This window comes from Arthrobacter sp. TmtSoilC79 (assembly GCF_059739405.1).
The window spans coordinates 92,866-112,572 of the sequence record NZ_AP046052.1 but is presented as its reverse complement, the minus strand read 5'-3'; the positions used below and the strand labels follow the sequence as shown (position 1 = coordinate 112,572).

General features: G+C 61.8%; 15 protein-coding genes and 3 pseudogenes. 12 read left to right on the top strand and 6 right to left on the bottom strand.

Annotation, left to right across the window (positions count from 1 at the left end; genetic code table 11):
• Positions 1 to 373: 373 nt before the first annotated feature.
• On the bottom strand, positions 374 to 1,030 hold the full coding sequence (locus AC6JA3_RS22290; RefSeq protein WP_497920740.1) for a TetR/AcrR family transcriptional regulator: 657 nt from the start codon (positions 1,028 to 1,030) through the stop codon (positions 374 to 376).
• 160 nt (positions 1,031 to 1,190) lie between these two features.
• Between AC6JA3_RS22290 and AC6JA3_RS22285 the strand changes: the two genes are divergently transcribed.
• The 12 genes and pseudogenes from AC6JA3_RS22285 to istB all read left to right on the top strand — a co-directional run bounded on the left by AC6JA3_RS22285 (position 1,191) and on the right by istB (position 15,318).
• Complete coding sequence (locus AC6JA3_RS22285) at positions 1,191 to 2,528, top strand: ABC transporter substrate-binding protein (protein ID WP_497920739.1); 1,338 nt, start codon at positions 1,191 to 1,193, stop codon at positions 2,526 to 2,528.
• 5 nt (positions 2,529 to 2,533) lie between these two features.
• Positions 2,534 to 3,469, top strand: a complete 936-nt coding sequence (locus AC6JA3_RS22280; RefSeq protein ID WP_497920738.1) for a carbohydrate ABC transporter permease — start codon at positions 2,534 to 2,536, stop codon at positions 3,467 to 3,469.
• Positions 3,466 to 4,368, top strand: coding sequence for a carbohydrate ABC transporter permease (locus AC6JA3_RS22275; RefSeq protein WP_497920737.1), 903 nt, complete (start codon positions 3,466 to 3,468; stop codon positions 4,366 to 4,368). The genes AC6JA3_RS22280 and AC6JA3_RS22275 overlap by 4 nt, the downstream gene beginning before the upstream one ends.
• 210 nt (positions 4,369 to 4,578) lie before the next feature.
• Positions 4,579 to 6,951 carry a glycoside hydrolase family 3 N-terminal domain-containing protein gene (locus AC6JA3_RS22270; protein WP_497920736.1) on the top strand — a complete coding sequence of 791 codons (2,373 nt, stop codon included), beginning with the start codon at positions 4,579 to 4,581 and terminating at the stop codon, positions 6,949 to 6,951.
• 56 nt (positions 6,952 to 7,007) lie between these two features.
• Positions 7,008 to 8,522 carry a GH1 family beta-glucosidase gene (locus AC6JA3_RS22265; RefSeq protein WP_497920820.1) on the top strand — a complete coding sequence of 505 codons (1,515 nt, stop codon included), beginning with the start codon at positions 7,008 to 7,010 and terminating at the stop codon, positions 8,520 to 8,522.
• 317 nt (positions 8,523 to 8,839) lie between these two features.
• A pseudogene (locus tag AC6JA3_RS22260) lies at positions 8,840 to 8,995 on the top strand (carbohydrate ABC transporter permease); the annotation flags it as partial.
• 125 nt (positions 8,996 to 9,120) lie between these two features.
• Positions 9,121 to 9,891 carry a sugar phosphate isomerase/epimerase family protein gene (locus tag AC6JA3_RS22255; RefSeq protein ID WP_497920735.1) on the top strand — a complete coding sequence of 257 codons (771 nt, stop codon included), beginning with the start codon at positions 9,121 to 9,123 and terminating at the stop codon, positions 9,889 to 9,891.
• A 2-nt stretch (positions 9,892 to 9,893) separates the two neighbouring features.
• Positions 9,894 to 11,030, top strand: coding sequence for a Gfo/Idh/MocA family protein (locus AC6JA3_RS22250; protein ID WP_497920819.1), 1,137 nt, complete (start codon positions 9,894 to 9,896; stop codon positions 11,028 to 11,030).
• Positions 11,031 to 11,060: 30 nt separating this feature from the next.
• Positions 11,061 to 12,254: a Gfo/Idh/MocA family protein gene (locus AC6JA3_RS22245; RefSeq protein ID WP_497920734.1), complete on the top strand. Its 1,194-nt coding sequence runs from the start codon at positions 11,061 to 11,063 to the stop codon at positions 12,252 to 12,254.
• 1 nt (position 12,255) lies between these two features.
• Positions 12,256 to 13,257 carry a sugar phosphate isomerase/epimerase family protein gene (locus tag AC6JA3_RS22240; protein WP_497920733.1) on the top strand — a complete coding sequence of 334 codons (1,002 nt, stop codon included), beginning with the start codon at positions 12,256 to 12,258 and terminating at the stop codon, positions 13,255 to 13,257.
• Positions 13,258 to 13,626: 369 nt separating this feature from the next.
• Positions 13,627 to 14,462 (top strand): annotated as a pseudogene (locus AC6JA3_RS22235) (Mu transposase domain-containing protein); the annotation flags it as partial.
• Positions 14,462 to 15,318: pseudogene (gene istB, locus AC6JA3_RS22230) on the top strand (IS21-like element helper ATPase IstB). The pseudogenes AC6JA3_RS22235 and istB, both read left to right, overlap by 1 nt.
• An 8-nt stretch (positions 15,319 to 15,326) precedes the next feature.
• Here the strand turns inward: istB and AC6JA3_RS22225 are convergent.
• From AC6JA3_RS22225 to AC6JA3_RS22205, 5 genes are all read right to left on the bottom strand, one after another.
• Positions 15,327 to 16,154 (bottom strand): cation diffusion facilitator family transporter, encoded by an 828-nt coding sequence (locus tag AC6JA3_RS22225; protein ID WP_497920732.1) that lies wholly within the window; start codon positions 16,152 to 16,154, stop codon positions 15,327 to 15,329.
• Positions 16,151 to 16,477, bottom strand: a complete 327-nt coding sequence (locus tag AC6JA3_RS22220; RefSeq protein ID WP_497920731.1) for an ArsR/SmtB family transcription factor — start codon at positions 16,475 to 16,477, stop codon at positions 16,151 to 16,153. The genes AC6JA3_RS22225 and AC6JA3_RS22220 overlap by 4 nt, the downstream gene beginning before the upstream one ends.
• Positions 16,478 to 16,921: 444 nt before the next feature.
• Positions 16,922 to 18,148, bottom strand: coding sequence for an NAD(P)/FAD-dependent oxidoreductase (locus AC6JA3_RS22215; RefSeq protein WP_497920730.1), 1,227 nt, complete (start codon positions 18,146 to 18,148; stop codon positions 16,922 to 16,924).
• A complete protein-coding gene (locus tag AC6JA3_RS22210; RefSeq protein ID WP_307090572.1) occupies positions 18,145 to 18,342 on the bottom strand; it encodes a ferredoxin in 198 nt (65 codons plus the stop codon). The genes AC6JA3_RS22215 and AC6JA3_RS22210 overlap by 4 nt, the downstream gene beginning before the upstream one ends.
• Entirely contained in the window at positions 18,339 to 19,562 is a 1,224-nt protein-coding gene (locus tag AC6JA3_RS22205) for a cytochrome P450 (protein WP_497920729.1), read from the bottom strand. Before AC6JA3_RS22205 ends, AC6JA3_RS22210 begins: the two co-directional genes overlap by 4 nt.
• Between the last annotated feature and the right edge of the window lie 145 nt (positions 19,563 to 19,707).

The following is a 19,707-nucleotide window of genomic DNA, read 5'->3' as shown; positions in this document are numbered from 1 at the left end:
TTTTTCGTTTCGGCGAAGACGCGCCGAACCCCGAGATCGGAGCGAGTTATTTCGCTTTTAGTGAGAAGGCGAGGGCACGTCCGGCAGTGTCTTTGCCGTAGCGATCGTGGAAATGGACTTCACTACCCGTCCCGCAGCGAACTCACCACTACCCCTGCGAGCCGTGCAGGCGATCCACACGCACGCTGCCCGGTTCCGGCCGGCTCATGGAAGGATCTCCTCGTTGAGGGGTCACGATGTCGTCGCGACAGCACAAGCGACAGCGCCCACCTTACGACGAAATTTGAACGACTGCTACATTTATCGGAGTTATGGTTCCGCTAAGGCCGCACTAACCACGCGGCACGGAGCGGGGGAAGAAGGATCGGGCAGATTACCGGGCGGCAGATCGGTCCGGAACGCCAGGGAGATCCTTCGCCGATTCCGGAAGGGCCCATTCAAAGAATGCCCTCATGGACCTGGTCATGTCGGCGGTCGGGTCGATCAGCCATTGCAGCTGTATGCCGTCCCAGGTACCTATGAGCAGGCGGCTCAGGGTGTGGGGGTCTCGGGTTGGGCTGATTCGGCCTGCGGCCTGGTCGTAGGTGAAGGCGGCCGAAAGTTCTTCCGTTTTGCGCCGGTAGCGGGCGACGAACCAGTCATGCGCGGGATGCGTGGGGGTGGAGGATTCCGCTGCCAGGATGGCGAAGAGGCGCAGCAGTTCGGGCCGCTCGATGCTTGACTCCACCCGCTCCAGTGTGGCGGACGCGACCCCGCGTTCGGCGCAAGCGGCGTCGAAGTCGAACTCTTCGTTGCCGGGAGTGGTCCTGTCGGCCCGCTCGAGTACGGCCTCGAGAAGCTCGTACTTGGACCCGAAGTGGTGGACGATGCTGGTCAGGCTGAGGTCGAGGGAGCGCGCGATGTCCCGCAATGAGCCGCCGTGGTAGCCGTGTGTTGCGAACACAGTAGCGGCGGCATCGAGGATGTCACTCGATCGCTGCGCCGATTTTGCGTACGGACCCCGGGTGCCGGGGCTCTTCTGTTCACTCATGCTAGTGACCTTACTAACTATAGCCCGGCGCCTTGGGCAACACCGGCCCTTTGAAACTGCTTGAATAAAATTGTAGCAACTGTTTCGTTTTCGTGTAATGATGATCACGATCACCACGGCGACCCAGTTCCGGGGCGCCCCATGTCACAAGGAGGTAGACATGCCTACACCAGCAGCAACACTCAAGCGGCGTACCTTTGTCGCGGGCTCATTCATTGCAGCAACGGCCCTACTTGCCGGGTGCACCGCCGGCGGCGGTGGCGCCAGCAGCCCGTCGGGGGAGACCACTTTAACCGTCATGGTCGGAGCCAAGGATCTCAGCGCGGAACAGGTTGCCGAGTTCGAGAAGAACAACCCTGGCATCAAGATCAACCAGGTTCTGTTCGATGCGACCCGGCTGAACACCATGCTTGCTTCGGGCAACCCGCCCGACATTACTGTTGGCGCCGCCGTCGGCAGCGCCAACTTCAACGCGCGGGGATTGGCTACGGACCTCACCCCATACCTGAAGAAGAGTGATGTGCTGAAGGAAGACGACCTTCAGCCCGTCAACAACAGCTTCCGCTGGAACGGCACCAAGAGCGGCGAAGGTCCCCTCTACGGCGTCGTCAAAGACTGGAGCCAGGACTCGACACTCTGGTACAACACCGCCCTTTTCGACAAAGCCGGCGTCCCCTACCTGAGTGACACCGAGGCAACCAGCTACGACAACCTCCTGGAAATCGCCAAAAAGCTCACTGTCACCGAGGGCGCAACAACGAGGACCTTCGGACTGGGCGTCGAATGGGACTGGTCCCTCTCCCAGCCCATGTCGGCGATGGTAATGCAGCAAGGTGGGCAGCTATACAACGAAGACCTGACCAAGATCGACTTCACCTCGGCCGCCGCCAAGCGCGCCTTCCAGTGGTACGTCGATTTCGGGAAATCAGGGGTGGGCCCGACGTCCCTGAACCCGCTTCCGGACGGCTCTGACTACTCGACCTTCGCCGCGCAGCGCATGGCGATCAGTCAGGATGGCTATTGGTATGGCGGCAACTTCGCCGCCCCCGATGCGCTGAAGACTGTCCGAATGGCTCCTTCACCTGTAATGGGAGACACCCGTGTCGCGCCGACGTTCTCCGGGCAGGGTTGGTGGATCCCGGAGAAGGCGAAGAACAAGGATGCAGCTTTCAAGCTCATGGAGTATTACATGGCCGGCACGCCGGCCAAGGAGCGTGCCGCGAGTGGTTGGGGCCTTCCGGGGCTGAAGTCGCTGAGCGATAAGTTGCCGCAGGATCTTCCATTCCAGAAGCAGGCGTACCAGGTCGCGCAGAATGAACTGCAGTATGCGAAGCCCTTGCCCGACTCGCCTTACATCTCGACAGATCTCTTGAACGCCACGATCAAGACGTACCTTGAGAAATCAATCAAGGGTGAACTGAGCGTAGACCAGGCATGCTCGGCGCTCACTGATGACTTGAACAAAGCCCTCGCGCAGGGCAAGAAGCAGATCGGCTAACAGTTATGGCACGCAAGTGGTCCCGCTACCCCAAGAAAGCGTTCTACGCATTCGTCGGGCCTTGGGTAATAGGTTTCGTGCTGCTGACGGCGTTGCCCATGGTGTTCGGGCTGCTTGTGAGCCTTACCAACTTCGACGGCAGCTCTCCGCGCTTCAAGTGGGTTGGCCTGGATAACTACGTTGAACTGTTCAGTGACGGCGCGGCGTGGATGGCGCTGCTGAGGACGCTGCTGTTCACTGCCATCGTTGTCCCGCTGACCATCGGCGGATCTCTTGGCCTGGCGATGATCATCAACCGGCGGCTGAGGGCATTGGGACTGTGGAGGACTCTGTTCTTTCTGCCCTCAGTCGTCCCGGTTGTCGCCATGGCAATCATGTGGAAGCTTGTCTTCAACAGGGATTCAGGAATCCTCAACGCCATCCTGGGGGTCGTCGGCATCCAGCCGATCGCGTGGCTTCTGGACCCCACCGCCTTCTACGCTCTGGTGATCCTGATGCTCTGGGGTCTGGGCGCAGGCATGATAATCATGCTCGCCGCTCTTCAGGGCGTTCCGGCCGAGCTCGAGGAAGCGGCCACCATCGACGGCGCGGGACGATGGTCTGTCTTCCGGCACGTTACAGTACCGATGATTTCGCCCATCCTCTTCTTCCAGGTGATCACGGGCGTGATCGCGGCGTTGCAGGTCTTCATCCAGCCCCTGCTCCTGACCAGCTCGGCCGGTATCTCGAAGGTCAGTGGGGTGCCGGACAGCAACAACCTGTACATGGTGCAGGTCTACAAGGAGTTCTTCCTCAGCAACCGTTTCGGCTACGGATCGGCAATGCTGTGGGTGTTCTTCCTCATCATCCTCGGTCTGACGTTGCTCTTCCTGCGCTCGAGCCAGTCATGGGTGTACTACGAAGTCGACACGGAAGCCGAGAAAGAAGGAGCAACCCGATGACCACGACTGAGCGTGAAACACCCGCCGGGCTGGCACCCGAGGCCAAACATATCCGGAAAGCCGAAAAGGTCCGGAAGGACAAGCAGCCCCCGGCGATCCTCTACATTTTGATCCTGCTCCTGTCGGTGTTCTTTATCGGCCCATTCCTGTGGCTGATACTTGCGGCGCTGAAGACACCCGCTGAATGGGCCTCGTTTCCGATCCAGGTCCTGCCTGATAAGGCGCAATGGAACAACTTCGTCGAGGCCGTTACCCAAATGGACTTTGTGGCCTACACGGCCAACTCTTTATTCCTCGCGACAACGTATTCGGTGCTGATAACCATATCGAGCGCTACGGTCGGCTTCGGTTTCGCCCGGCTAAGGGCCCCCGGAAAAAAGGCCCTGTTCCTGGTTCTGCTCTCAACCATGATGATCCCGCAGATTCTGACGCTGCTGCCAACGTACGTTCTCTTCTCGCAAATCGGGCTGGTGAACACCTACTGGCCCTGGATTTTGTGGGGGCTGGCCGCATCACCGTATATGGTGTTCCTCTTCCGCCAGTTCTTCTCGTCGCTCCCGCGCGAACTTGAAGACGCGGCAATTATGGATGGTGCCGGCTGGCTGAGAATATTCGTCCAGATCTTCCTTCCCCTCTCCCGCCCGGTGCTGATTACCTCCTTCCTTTTGTCGTTCACGTGGACCTGGGGCGATTACATTGGACCCGCACTGTTGTTGGACACGGACCACACGACCCTCGCGGTGGCCATTACCGCGTGGTACCAGGACCCTAACGGGAACACCATTCCCACCGTGCAGGCCGCTGCTGCCGTGCTGTACATCCTGCCCGTGCTGTCGATCTTCTTCTTCGCCCAGCGCTACTTCATCCGCTCCACCGTCTCCTCCGGAGTCAAGGGCTGAAGTCCGGGCCAAGTAGATACGTCGGCGGCCGGTAGCGACTCCTCCCCGACGTTGGCAACCGGCCCGGCCGCCACACCACACCACACCAGTAGATGCCTCGGGCTGATCAACGTCCAAGCGAGAGGCCACCTCGGTGAGCCACACAGCAAGAAACTTTAGGAGCAATACGTGGAGGAAGCGCGCTCTCGGGCCGTTGATCTGATCAAACGAATGACAATCTCGGAGAAGGTTGCACAACTCACCTCTCTGGTGCCGACGATGCTGTTCGACGCAGATGGCATTCGCCCCGGAATCGCCGCCACCAAGCTCGGTGATGGGATCGGGTACGTGGAACCCCATATGGGGGGATTCCCGCGGACTGCTGCCGAGGTCGCGCGGCTCAATAATGAGGTTCAGCGATACCTGGTAGAGAATACCCGTCTGGGGATTCCCGCCATCATGCACGTTGAGGCACTGAATGGTGTCAACGCACCGTCATTTACCTCGTTCCCCACAGGGATCGGCCTTGCGGCGACGTGGGATCCAGAAGGGGTCGGTGAGATGGCCGCCCTGACACGCCGGCAGATGCGCTCGGTTGGTTTCCACCACGCGCTTTCGCCGGTCCTTGACGTTGCAAGAGATGCAAGGTGGGGGCGAGTACACGAGACGTATGGCGAGGATCCCTACCTCGTGAGCGCTTTTGGGGTCTCGTTCATCCGCAACCTGCGTGGAGCGTCGCTGAAGGATGGGGTGATTGCCACTGGCAAGCATTTCCTTGGTTACGCGATGAGTGACGCAGGGCTAAACATGGCGTCCGTGACCCTAGGCGAGCGAGAGCTCCGGGAGGTTTATGCGCGTCCGTTCGCTGCCGCCATCACACTGGCCGGCCTGGATTCGGTCATGAATTCCCTCTCCGATTGGGATGGCGTGCCCGCTGCCGCTGACCCGCGGATATTCCGCCACCTGTTGCGGGACGAACTGGGCTTCGACGGGACAGTGGTCTCCGACTGGGGATCAATCGAGAACCTGGTCGTCCACCACCGGGCCGCCAGCAATGCGCGCGAAGCAGCGGTGCTGGGACTTCGCGCTGGCATTGACGTAGAGTTACCGGCTCCCTTCGGGTACGGGGAAGCCCTTATCTCCGCCATCCAGGACGGGGAGATCAGTGAGGCACTTGTAGATGAGGCGGTCTTGCGGGTCCTCACTCACAAGTTCGAGCTCGGCCTGTTCGAGAATCCGTATGTGTCCACCGATCAGGTCACGGTGATGTCAATTGCCAAGGAGGGCCGCGAGCTCTCGTCGCGGCTGGCGCACGAGTCGGTCACACTGTTAAAGAACGACGGTGTCCTGCCCCTCGGCAATGCACAACGCATAGCCATCATTGGTCCTCACGCCGATGCGGTGGGTACCGCATTTGCACCATATACGTTTCCCGCATTCATCGCCCTGACCCGCGCTCTGCGCAGTGGAGTGGCCAGCTCCATGGTCGGAGTGGATGAAGGTACGTTCCAGCCCGATAACTCCTACGTTGAAGGCGAGATCGGCGATCTCCTGTCAATGGGCGAGGACGAATACGCACGAGTCCAGTACGACGCCGCGTCGCTCAGCGAGGCCCTGCGGACCGCACTGCCGAATGCGACGGTAGTGGTTTCCGAAGGTTGCGACGTTGACGGCGGCATCGACAAAATCCCGGCCGCGGTTGACGCGGCGCGCGGCGCAGATGTCATCATCCTGGCGCTCGGCGGACTGGCCCGCTGGTTCTTCGCCGAGCGCACCGAAGGCGAAGGCGCAGACACCTCCGATCTGCGACTTCCTGAATCACAGCGCAAACTCGTCGATGCGCTCCATACCCTGGACACACCGATGGTGGGCGTACTCTTCTCAGGCAGGCCCCTCGCGCTGGGCGTCATCGAACCAAAACTGAACGCGCTCGTACTCGGATACTATGGCTCCGAATTCGGCCCCCGCGCCGTCACGGACGTTCTCACCGGCGCCAGCGAGCCGCAAGGACGACTCCCGTACACCATGCCCCGATCAAGCGGTCAGGTACCAATCCACTCCAGCCAACGATTCGGCAGCGGCTACCGCCGCCGCGAAGGCGACGACCATGGCGGATATGTCGATGAGGCCGCCACACCACTGTTTCCGTTCGGGCACGGTCTCACCTACACCCGCTTCACGTACTCAGCACTGGCCCTCAGCACGCCATCAGTCGCCACGGACGGAGAGGTCGAAGTGACGGTCACGGTGATCAACAGCGGCAACCGCACCGGCACCGAAGTGGTCCAGCTGTACGTCGAGGACGAAGCACTCGGAATCTCACGACCTGCGCTTCAACTTGCCGGCTTCCAGCGCATCACGCTGGAGCCTAGCCAGGAAGCAACACTGGTCTTCACCCTGCAGCTGGCGCTCCTGGCCTACCTCTCGCTTGAAGGCAGGTGGATCGTTGAGCCAGGCCCAATGTCCATTTCAGTCGGCGCGTCTTCGGACGACCGCCCACTGCGCACTCTGCTGGACGTTACCGGCGGAACTGCGGACGTGACGGACAGCAGGGCATACCTGACTGAATCAAAGTCTCTGACCCTCACCGCGGATTTGCCATGAACCAGCCGCTGCAGCGGAACCAACGCGGTCACGCGACCGACGCGAAAGGACTGACCATGTACCACGGTCTCCTCGATACCGGACACATCGATTTGCCGCCCTCCTTCATTCTTGGCGCCGCGACCGCCGCCTACCAGATTGAGGGCGGCGCAACCGAAGGGGGACGGGGCCCCTCCATTTGGGACACCTTTAGCCACACTCCAGGGAAGACCGAAGGGGGCGCCACGGGAGACGTCGCCGCCGACCACTACCACCGTGTCGAGGAGGATCTCGGGTTGATGGAGGCCCTGAACCTAACCGCTTACCGGTTTTCGATCTCGTGGTCGCGCGTCATGCCGACCGGTGAGGGCGAGGTGAACGCTGAGGGCCTACAGTTCTATTCACGCCTCGTTGACAGTCTGCTGGCGCGCGGAATCCAACCGGTCGTAACGCTCAACCACTGGGACCTTCCACAAGCGCTGGAAGACAAGTACGGCGGCTGGCGCGGACGCAAGACCGCCTTCGCCTTCGAAAAGTACGCAGAGATCATAGGCGCTGCTCTCGGTGACCGCGTCTATATCTGGTCGACCCACAACGAGCCTTGGAACAACTCCTTCTCCGGATACGGCAGTGGAGCATTTGCACCCGGTGGAACAAGCCATGAAGATGCGCTCATCGCAGCGCACCACCTCAACCTTTCGCATGGACTTGCCGTCAAAGCGCTCCGGCGAACCATCACCCGGAACGACGCGCAAATCTCTGTGGCACTGAACATCTTCCGCGTGGCCGCTGAAACCCCGGAAGACGCAGAAGCTGCGCGCCAGTTCGACGCGGTGGCGAACCGCGTCTTCACCGGGCCCATGCTGAACGGGCAGTACCCTGCCGACCTTCTCGCCGACACACGGAAATTCACGGACTGGAGTTTCGTCCTTCCCGGGGATTTGGAAACCAGTCATCAACCGATCGATCTCCTGGGCGTGAACTATTACGAAGTCATGCATGTACGCCTGAACCCCGCCTATGACCCGGAAACCGAAAAAGACGGCGGCACCGCCTTCCCGGGCTCGGAAAGAATTGAGTTCCTTCGACGAGGAGACCTCGAGCGGACCGGGATGGACTGGGGGATTGAACCCCAAGGCCTCGAAGACCACCTCGTGGCACTTTCTGCTGAACATCCTGGTTTGCCGATCATGGTGATGGAAAACGGAGCAGCTTTTCCCGACACCGTCACCTCGTTGAACGGCAACAACGTTGTCCTAGATTTTGACCGTACCCGCTTCCTCATCGAACACGTCACGGCAACTGACCGCGCCCGCCACCGCGGGGCCAACGTTGTTGGCTACCTGGTCTGGTCACTCCTGGACAACTTCGAGTGGGCCGCCGGATACGGACCGCGATTCGGCATTATTCACGTCGATTACGACACCCTCCAGCGGACCCCGAAACTCAGCTCCCACTGGTTCTCTCAACTCTGCGCATCAAAAACCATCCCAACCCTGCGCGAGTTCTCACTCGACAGCAGGCCCGATCAGAGCCGGGCGCCTACTACTCACACAGAGGACGCCCTCGTGGCCAACCTGAGTAAGGATTAGAAACGACGAGATCGTCTAGCGCGGGGATTACACCCGCATGTGGCGTGTCCTCCTGGGCACAGATTCAACCGAGGCCGCGCGTTTGGGATTTCACCTGACGCGACACCGTGCTCGGCCGACTCAATGTTGACGGCGTCTGGATGCCCCTGGCCACAACCGCGAAATCCCCGCCGGCGGATGGAACCGCAAGCTCCGGGCGCCTCTTCCTGAAGTTGCTGGACCCCACCTGCTTCAAAGGAGAACAACATGCACGTTACCGACACGGTCTTCGTCGTCACGGGAGGCGGCAACGGCATGGGCCTACAGGTCGTGCTGGAGCTGTCGCATTGCAACTCCTGCAGACCGGGTTCTTCAAAGACATCGCCCTCATCATGTTCGGCGTGCTCATCTCGGTCGTGCCGTTGCTGGTGCTGTTCTTCATCCGCGGCAAGCAACTCGTCGCTTGCGTTATGCAGGGAGCCGTCAAGGGATGAGGCAGCAATCCGCACATCAAAAGACTGAAAGAACGCCCCGTAACAGCCGAAGCAGGCTTCCGGGGTTCGCCGCCAAAACAACAGCTAACCCCGATGTTTCAGAACCACCCGCAAAAGGAAGAACAATGTCCTATTCAATTCAGCTCTACACCCTCCGGGATGCCATCTCCGAAGACCTCCCCGCAACTCTCAGGAAGGTTGCGGAGATCGGTTTCACCCAGGTTGAGCCCTACAACTTCGTCGCTACGGCCAAGGATCTCGGCGCCGCGATGAAGGACAACGGCCTCACGGCGCCCTCCGGCCATGCGCCGCTGCTGTCCCAGGACCAGGATGAAATCTTTACCGCGGCGAAGGAACTGGGCATCAGCACCGTCATTGACCCCTACCAGCCAGCGGACCAATGGCAGAACGCCGAAACCATCCAGTCCACTGCGGCCAAGCTCAACGCCGCTGCGAAGAAAGGCGCCGAGTATGGCATTCGCGTGGGTTATCACAACCATGAGTGGGAACTCGAGTCCATTGTTGACGGGCGAACGGCGCTGGAATACCTCGCCGAGCACCTCGACCCCGCGGTAATCCTGGAGGTGGATACCTACTGGGTGGCCGTGGGCGGCCACGACCCCGTGGATATCCTCACAAAGCTCGGCGATAGGGTGAAGTTCATCCACATCAAAGACGGTCCCATAAACAAGGACAACAAGGCACAAAAAGCAGCAGGGCAGGGCAACGTCCCGGTCCTGGAGGTGATCGCCGCGGCACAATCCCTCGAAGTTGGCGTGGTGGAATTCGATGACTACTCCAGCGACATTTTCGTCGGCATCGCGCAGAGCCTGGCCTTCCTGAACAGCAACACGACCAGCGCCGGTACGGGCGCTACCAAAGGAGCCAACGCGTGAGCATCCCCGCAGCATCCAGTCCGTCCACCTCGTCTTCCCTTCGGGGGCCGGTGGGCGTCGGCGTCATCGGAGCAGGCAACATCAGCAAGGCGTACCTGGACAACCTCACGGTTTTTCCGGACCTGAAGGTTCTGGTCATCGCCGACCTCTTCGAAGAGGCAGCGAAGGCACGCGCCGAGGAATACGGGATCCCCGAGTTCGGTGCCCCGGAGCTGGCACTGAACCACCCGGACGTCGAGATCATCGTGAACCTGACCATCCCGGCAGCGCACGTCGAGGTCGCCACGGCCGCCGTGAACGCCGGCAAGCATGTCTGGACCGAGAAGCCCTTCTCCCTGGACCGCGAATCAGGCCTGGGCCTGCTCAAAGCAGCCGACGCCGCGGGCATCCGCCTGGGCACCGCCCCGGACACGTTCCTGGGCGCCGGTTTGCAGACCGCCCGGCGGATCATCGAGCGCGGTGACATCGGCACCCCGTTGACGGGGATGACCACGTTCCAGACCCCCGGCCCGGAATCCTGGCACCCGAACCCGGCATTCTTGTTCGCCCACGGCGCCGGACCGTTGTTCGACATGGGGCCGTACTACCTGACCGCCCTGATCCAGACTTTCGGCTCCATCCGCAAGGTCGCCGCCGTCGGGTCCGCCGCCAAGAAGACCAGGGTCATTGGTTCCGGTCCGAAGGCCGGGGAGGAATTCGCCGTCGAGGTCCCCACCCACGTCTCGGCCATGGCGCAGTTCGAAGGCGGCCAGTCCTCCCACAGCGTGTTCTCCTTCGAGTCCCCGCGCCTGCGGATGGGGTTCGTGGAGATCACCGGCACCGAGGCGACACTGTCGCTGCCGGACCCGAACTATTTCGACGGCGACCTCAAACTCTGGCGACCCGGGGCGGAAGAACCCGAAATCATTTCCGCGACCGGTCCGGCCAACGGCCGTGGCCTGGGCGTTCTGGACATGGCCCGCGCCCTCCGCGCCGGTACCGCGCACCGGGCTACCGGTGACCTCGCCTACCACGTGCTCGACAGCATGGTCTCGATCGCCGAGTCCGTCGAATCCGGGACCTTCGTCGATGTCACCAGCAACGCCCCCACCTCGGCTGCCCTGCCCGAGGACTGGGCACCGGAAACCGCCACCCTCTAAATCCCAGCGAACCCAGCGAGGAAACGAACCATGACCACCCCCGCCCACCCATCCGACCACACGCCTTCCAACCAGCCTCTCGGCGTAGCCGCCATCGGCTACGCCTTCATGGGGAAGGCCCACTCGAATGCGTGGCGGAACGTGGCCAGTTTCTTCGACGTCCCGGCCTTCGAGCAGAAAGTCCTCGTTGGCCGGGACGCCACCCAAGTGGCCGAGGCCGCCGCAAAATACGGCTGGGCCGAGTCCGCCACGGATTGGCGTTCGGTCATTGAACGCGACGACATCCACATCATCGACATCTGCGCCCCGGGCTGGATGCACGCCGAAATTGCCATCGCTGCGTTGGAAGCGGGCAAGCACGTGCTGGTGGAGAAGCCCCTGGCCAACTCCCTGGCCGAGGCCGAACTCATGACCGCGGCCGCCGCCAAAGCCCGCAAACGCGGAGTGCAGTCCTTGATCGGGTTCAACTACCGCCGCGTCCCCGCCCTGGCCCTGGCACGGGAATTGATCGCCGAAGGCCGTCTCGGCACCGTCCGGCACATCCGCGCCGCCTACCTGCAGGACTGGCTCTCGGACGCCGAATCGCCCATGACCTGGCGGCTCCGCAAGGAAACCGCCGGCTCCGGCGCCCTCGGCGACATCGCCTCCCACGCCATCGACCAGATCCAATACCTCACCGGGCAAACCGTTCTGGAAGCATCCGGTGTCCTGAAGACCTTTGTCACGCAGCGTCCCGGAGTGGATGGCCTGGAAGATGTCACGGTCGACGACGCGGTGTGGGGAACGTTCTGGCTCACCGGGGACATGGGTGCTTCGGTCGAGGCATCCAGGGTCGCGACCGGCCAGAAAAACTCCTTGCAGATCGAGATCTATGGAACCGAAGGATCCCTGATTTTTGATTTGGAGAACCTCAACGAACTCTCTTTCCTGGACGCCACTGTTCCGGTCCGGGAGCAGGGTTTCCGGCGGATCCTGGTTAACGAACCCGAGCATCCCTATCTCCAAGCGTGGTGGCCGCAAGGGCACATCATCGGCTGGGAACACACGTTCACCCACCAAATCCGCGACTTCCTCACCGCCGTTCGGGATGGAAGCCAGCCCTCGCCGTCGTTCGAAGACGGCCTCCAAATTCAACGCGTCCTGACCGCCGTCGAACAGTCAGCAAACAACAAAAGCACCATCACCGCCGTCGATGCCCCGTCCCTCGCTACTGAAGGAGCCTGACATGCCCCGCCCGTACACCCTTTTCACCGGCCAGTGGGCCGACCTCCCCTTCGAGGAAGTCGCCAAGCTTGCCGCGGGCTGGGGCTATGACGGCCTGGAAATCGCCTTCTCCGGTGACCACCTGGACGCCTGGCGCTGGGACGAACCCGGCTACGTCGAGTCCAAACTCGCCATCCTGGAAAAACACAACCTCAAAGTCTGGGCCATCTCCAACCACCTCAAAGGCCAAGCCGTCTGCGATGACCCCATCGACTTCCGCCACGAAGCCATCGTCGGCTCGCGTGTGTGGGGCGACGGCAACCCCGAAGGCGTCCGCCAACGCGCCGCCGAAGAAATGAAACACACCGCCCGCCTCGCCCGCGCACTCGGCGTGGACACCGTCGTCGGATTCACTGGCTCCTCCATCTGGCAATACGTCGCCATGTTCCCACCCGTCCCCGAAAAAGTCATCGACGCCGGCTACCAGGACTTCGCCGACCGCTGGAACCCCATCCTGGACGTCTTCGACGAAAACGGCGTCCGCTTCGCCCACGAAGTCCACCCCTCCGAAATCGCCTACGACTACTGGACCACCGTCCGCACCCTCGAAGCCATCAACCACCGGCCAGCGTTCGGACTGAACTGGGACCCCTCCCACTTCATGTGGCAAGGCATCGACCCCGTCTCCTTCATCTGGGACTTCAAAGACCGGATCTACCACGTCGACTGCAAAGACACCAAGCTCCGCCCCACCGGCCGCAACACCGTCATGGGCTCCCACCTGCCCTGGGGCGACCCCCGCCGAGGCTGGGACTTCGTCTCCGCCGGACGCGGCGACGTCCCCTGGGAATCCTCCTTCCGCGCCCTCACCGCCATCGGCTACAACGGCCCCATCAGCATCGAATGGGAAGACGCCGGCATGGACCGCCTCCACGGCGCCCCCGAAGCCCTCACCGCCCTCAAAAAATACGACTTCCCCGCCTCACAAACATCCTTCGACGCCGCCTTCAGCACCCAGGACTAGTGGGGGGCAACCGATCTCGGCAGAAAGGTTGCCGGGGCCGCAACGGCCGTCCCCGGCGATACGCTAGCGCACGGTTTTCAGACTTCTTAGGTACAGAGCACATGAACATTGCATTTATCGGCGTTGACTGGCTGTGACAGGGTTGGATGGCCCCGGTAGGACGGTTATTTCTGGCCCACTTCTGACTCGCCGGGCGTCTTGTGACGGTTATATGTGGCCCCACCTTCAACGTTGGATTCATCACTGGATGGATGTGGCGGAAGGCTGGTCTGGGTGGAGTTGTTCGCGCGGATCCGACGCGATGCCCGAGTGGAGGGTTTATCGGTTCGTGCGCTGGCGGCCCGGCACGGGGTGCACCGGAGGACGGTGAGGCAGGCTTTGTGGGAGGTCCAAGACGATCAGCGGCGGATCAATGATCGGATCCACACCATCGGCCAGGACTTCACCGCCGAGCGCCCGTTCCTGGCACCGTTGCCGGCCGAAGAGTTCGATCCCGGACTGGTGCTGAACCCAAGAGTGGACAGGTCCTTGATGATTACGGTGCGGATGGTGAAGTACTCAGTTCCGGCAAGGTTCATCGGCAGAAGAGTCCGGGTGTCCCTGCGGGCGTCGGAACTTGTGGTGTTCGACGGTCGCGCGGTGGCGGCCCGGCATCACCGGATCATTGCCAAGGGCGCGCAGTCGGTCCAGCTGGACCATTACTGGAGGTCCTCAAGACCAAGCCCGGCGCTTTGCCGGGCTCCACGGCTTTGGCCAGGGCGCGGGAGTCCGGGGCGTTCACCAGCGCCCATGAAGCCTTCTGGGCTGCCTCGCGCCGGGTCAACGGCGACGCCGAAGGGACGCGTGAACTCATCGATGTCCTGCTGCTCCACCGTTCCATGGATGGAGGAGACATCGAAGCAGGAATCACCGCGGCGCTGGACGTAGGGGCGGTTAGCGCAGATGTTGTCGCCGTCGAAGCCCGCAGACACACCAGCGATTCGGCCCAGAGTGGGTCCGGATCGGACCGTCATCGCGGTGCTCATGCTGAAGCGAAAGTGCAAAGAGTTGTCAGCCTGACCCAGCGCCGACTAATGGACCCGGCGGCCGTCATCGCAGGGCTGCCCCGGGATACTCGGCCCGTGCCGTCGGTCAGAGCGTATGACGAGTTGCTGGCCAAACGCGCCGAACACCCCGCAGGAACCGGGCCGAAGGAGAACATCTGATGACCCCCACCGCGCCTGCCGCAACTATAACTCCGCCCCTGCGCCGGCGCCGCGGCCTGACCGAGCAGGCCGCGGTCGCGGCCGTGGACCAGGCCTGCCGCCAGCTGCGCCTGCCCACCGTCCGGTCGGTCCTGAATGAAGCCCTCGCCGTGGCTGGGAAGGAACAGCTCTCCTACCAGGGTTTCCTGGCCGAACTGCTGTTGGCCGAGTGTGATGACCGGGACCGGCGCTCCTCGATCCGCCGGGTCAAAGCCGCGAACTTCCCCCGAGACAAATGGCTAGGGGATTTTGATTTCGACGCGAACCCGAACATCAATCCCGCCACCATTCACACCCTCGCGACGGGTGAATGGATCCGCAAAGGCGCACCCCTGTGCCTGATCGGGGACTCCGGAACCGGGAAATCCCACCTACTCATTGGCCTCGGCACTGCGGCCGCGGAACAGGGCTACCGGGTCAAATACACTCTGGCCACCCGGTTGGTAAACGAGCTTGTGGAGGCTGCCGACGAGAAAGTCCTGGCCAAGACCATCGCCCGCTATGGCCGCGTTGATCTCCTGTGTATTGATGAGCTTGGCTATCTGGAACTGGACCGCCGCGGCGCCGAACTCCTCTTTCAAGTCCTCACCGAACGCGAAGAGAAGAACTCCATCGCGATAGCGAGCAACGAATCGTTCCCTGGCTGGACAAGACGTTCACCGACCCGAGGTTGTGCGCAGCGATTGTGGACAGGCTGACCTTCAACGGCGCCATCATCGAAACTGGCACCGACTCCTACCGCCTCGCCCACACCCTCAACCAACAAACCCGCTGGTCAGCCTTCGGGAACGCCGGGACGGAGTCTTTCCTGACTTGAAGCCCGGCTTAGTCTTGGCGATGCACCAGGGTCAGAGACATTGGCGCCCCGGGAGCGTCTTTCGCCGGGCCGCAGTCCGCACAGCAGGCACCGATCGTTCCCGGGTGCGCGTCCGTGGCGGATATTTCCAAGGCCGTCAGAGGTGCTGCTGGAGGCGTGGCGCAGCAGTCGTCGGCCTCTAGCTCGGCATCAGCAGCGGGGTTGTGGGGAATAGTGCAGCAGACGTCGCCTTTCCAAGCGTTGACACCTTCGCGGACGGCGATCACGGCGATCACCAAGGCGGCGCCGGCGTCGGCCCACCACCAACCCAAGGTGCTGTTGAGCAACAGGCCTACCAGCAGAACAGCGGATAGATATGTGCACAGCAAGGTCTGTTTGGAATCCGCCACCGCGGTCCTGGAACCAAGCTCGGTACCGTCACGGCGCTGGGCCCAGGACAGGACCGGCATGATGGCCAGGCTCAAGGCAGCGATCACGATACCCGGGGTGGAGTGCTGCGCTTCACCCCCGCCGGCCAGGGACCGGAAGGAGTCCACCGCGACGAACACGGCCAGGGCAAAGAAAGACAGCGCGATGATCCGCAGCGTCAGGTGCTCGCGCCGTTCAGGATCCTTGGCGGAAAACTGCCAGGACAACGCGAGGGCGGAGGCGACCTCGATCACCGAATCCAGGCCGAAACCAATCAGCGCGGAGGAATCGGCGACGCCCCCGGCCCAGAGGGCTACCGCGGCTTCGATGACGTTATAGGTGATGGTCGCGGCCGCAAACAGCCGGATCCGGCGGCTCAGGATGGTGCGGCGGGCATTGCCCGGCGCCAGCTGGAGGGGCGTGGTCATGCCAGGCACTCCCCGTCCGGGGCGCAGCAGGCCGGGTCCACGGCCAACACCACGCCCAGCAGGTCCGTGATCGCATGGCTCAGCCGGGCGTCAGCGAGCTCATACCGGCTCCGCCGGCCCTCCGGAACGGCGACCACCAGCCCGCAGCCGCGCAGGCATGTCAGGTGGTTGGACATGCTCTGCCGCGAGACTCCCAGGGAATCGGCAAGGTCGGACGGGTAGGCCGGTTCCTCAGCCAGGGCCAGAAGGATCCTGGCCCTGGTTGGGTCGGAGACCGCGCAGCCGAAGCGTGCCAGCACCGGGGCGTGAGTGAGGGTTTCCATGAAACAAAAGTACAGCTACGGATGTATTCACGCAATTGTGTATTAAAGACCGCGCGCACTGACCCATCCGGTGGGGCCAGAGATACCCGTCAGCCCGGGGCCAAGAATAGTTGACACAACCAGTTGACATTGGAGTCACGGGTATCAAAGGAGGGCTGGTAGACAAGAATCAAGGCGAAACTCCTCGGTGACCGTACCGACTCCGCACGCGGCGACCCCCGAAGCAGTAGCCGCGGCAGTTTCCTTGGTGATCGACTGTATCTCAGTCCACCCGCAGGCTCCGGCTGCACCGGTAGGTGTGACATTTCCCGGCATAACCCGCCATGGCGTTGTGCACTCTGCGGCGAACATGGAGCAAAGCTGGCTGAACACTGACATCAACCAACTCCTAAGCAAGTCGGGACATTCCTGGCTCTGGTTACCAAAGTTTGTGGTCGGGTAATCTTACGAATTCGATTGCGCTAGTTCGAGCGCCTGAGCCCAACTGGTGCGGGATTCGATGTGCGCGCGCCACTGCCGGACGGCTTTCGCTGCGCCGGCTCCCAACACGCCGGCTAGCCTTTCCCCTTTGCGGTAAATCGCGATTACCTTCCCCTCCTCGATGCTTCCTTGAAGAATCTGCACTTCGTCGTGGTCGCGGAGGTAGCCGTGGGCCTGAAGTTTGACTTTGTACTGATCCGACCAGAAGTACGGGACGGTTGTGTAGGGAAGTCTGTCTCCTGCGAGGATTCGATCAGCGACGTGGAGGGCCTGCTCAACAGCGTTGGTTCGGTGCTCTATGCGCATTGAAAGATCGAAGAGTGGGTTGTACCACCTGGCGACGTCCCCTACTGCATATATTCCGTCGCCGGCTGAGCAGTCAGCTGCGCAAACAACACCGTCGGACAGGGTTAGACTGCTGGCTCGGAGCCAGTCCACTGCTGGCTTCGACCCAATCGCCACAACAACCAGGTCAGCGTTTTCCGTCCCGCCGGATGCGAAATGTACGCCTGTGACTCTATGTCCGTTCGTTCGTAGGGACTGCACGCTCGCCGCGTTGCCCGCGCGAAGGCGGATGCCGTGCTTTTGATGCAGGGAGGTCAGTTGTTGTCCCACTTCACTGCCGAGTGCGTTCTCCAGAAGTGTTGGGGCCTTGGTTGCCAGAACAACTTCAACTCCTCGTTGTATTGCCGCTGCTGCGATTTCAGTTCCGAGGAAGCCTCCTCCGATAACAACGAGACGTGACGCTGCTGAGAGGGCTCCCTGAAGGTGGAGTGCGTCATCGACTGTCCTCAGCGTGTGGACACCGGAGATGTTGTTGGCTGCCGGAAGATGTTTGGCGTTGACTCCCGTGGCAATGATGAGACGTTCGAATTCAAGGTCTGTGCCGTCTTCAAGAAGCACTTTCCGGTGCCGGCTGTCGAGGTGGACCGCAGCAACTCCGCGGCGTAAGTCAATGCCGAGGTTCTGGAGGTGGTTGGGCGGCCGCAGGCTCAGTGCTCCCACTGAGACTGGATCATGCAGCGCCTGCTTGGACAGGGGCGGCCGGTCATATGGTTCGTGGTTTTCCGCGCCCACGAGCACAATGTCGCCATCGTGTCCCCGCGTGCGCAGGGCTTCGGCTGCGCTCACTCCGGCTGCCGAGGCGCCCACAATCACGGTCCTGGGGGTGGGGTGACCGGTACGACTCATTGCTTGGACAGGGTGATGACAGCTGCCGGGCAACGTACCGCTGCGTCCCGCAGCTTCGATTCCTGTTCGGCGGGTGGGTGCGCGTTGAGGACGACGACAATGCCGTCGTCCTCATTTTGGTCGAAGATTTCGGGTGCCGCGATGGCGCACACGCCGGCTCCAACACACTTGCTTACGTTGATGTCGAAGTTCATGAAATTACCTCATTCCAGTTGATCATCAGCTTTTTGATTCCGTATACGAGCATGTCGTTCTTGAAAGGGATGTCCGTTTCCGGGGTCTCTACCCTCAGGCCCGATAGCCGGCGGAACAGCTCGGGGAGTGCAATGCGCAGTTCAAGGCGTGCAAGATGCTGTCCCAGGCACTGATGTGGTCCGTACCCAAAGCCGAGATGGGCAGAGCGCCTTTCAAGGTCCAGCTGGTCACCATCAGAGATAAACCGGTTATCCCTGTTGGCCGATTCAAGGACCACGGCCACGTGTTCGCCCGCACGGATTGTTTGTCCGGCAATGGTGGTGTCTTTGACCGCTTTGCGCAGGACACCGTTGTGCACAATGGTGAGATACCGGATCAGCTCATCGACGCCTGTTTCCATGACAGCCGGATTTTGTAGCTTTGCAGCTTGGTCCGGGTGCTGCAGGAGGGCGTAGGTGCCAAGAGTGATCATGTTTGCCGTGGTGTCATGACCTGCGGCCAAAAGCAGGAGCGCTATCCCTTGGAGCTCTGCGGCATCCATGGGGCGCTCGGTGGGTTCCAGGATGAGTCGGCTGAGCAGGTCGTCACCGGGATTCTCCAGTTTCGAGTGGATGAGGTTCGCGAAGAAGCCCGCGCTCTGGATGGCTGCCGTCTGGCGTTCCTCGAGAGACAGGCTCAAATCGACTTGAGAGGCCGTAGCGTGCTCAAATTCGGATCGTTGCCCCTCGGGCACTCCCAGGATCTCGCTGATCACTAAAGCGGGGACCGGCAGTGCGAACTCGCGGTAGAGGTCGAGCGGGCCTTTCCGCTGTCCGATGCGGTCGATGTGCGTAGCGACGAGGTCCCTGATGAATGGCTCAAGACGCGCTACCCGCTTGACCATGAACTCCCGGGCCAGGCGGAGGCGGAGCCGGGAGTGGGAATCACCGTCATGCCTGAGCATGACGCCCGGTGGCGGGGGTGCGCCAAGGTTGTCTTTGTCGCCCATCAGGTGGGATGAACTGGCGTCTACATTGCTGAAGGTCTCGGCGTCGCCCAGGACTGTACGCGCATCCTCATAGCCGCTGACGAGCCACACATCGAAGCCCGCAGGAGTGTTGACGCGCAGTACGGGGTCCGAGGTGCGGATACCTTCGTACCTCGGGTCGGGATCAAATGGGCACCGGTTGGTCGGAAGCGGTGCGGATGCCGGTGGCGGCTGCTGAATTGTTGATGTCAAAGGAATCGGCTCCTGTATCTGCGGGGTGACGACGTTGGTGCTGTTCGGTTTCACCTGCGGTTGGGATAGTTACAGCCTCTCGCCCAAGCCGCAGGAAGTAAGCCCGCCGCTGTGGTATTTCAGATACTGCATCCGCAGTACCTTC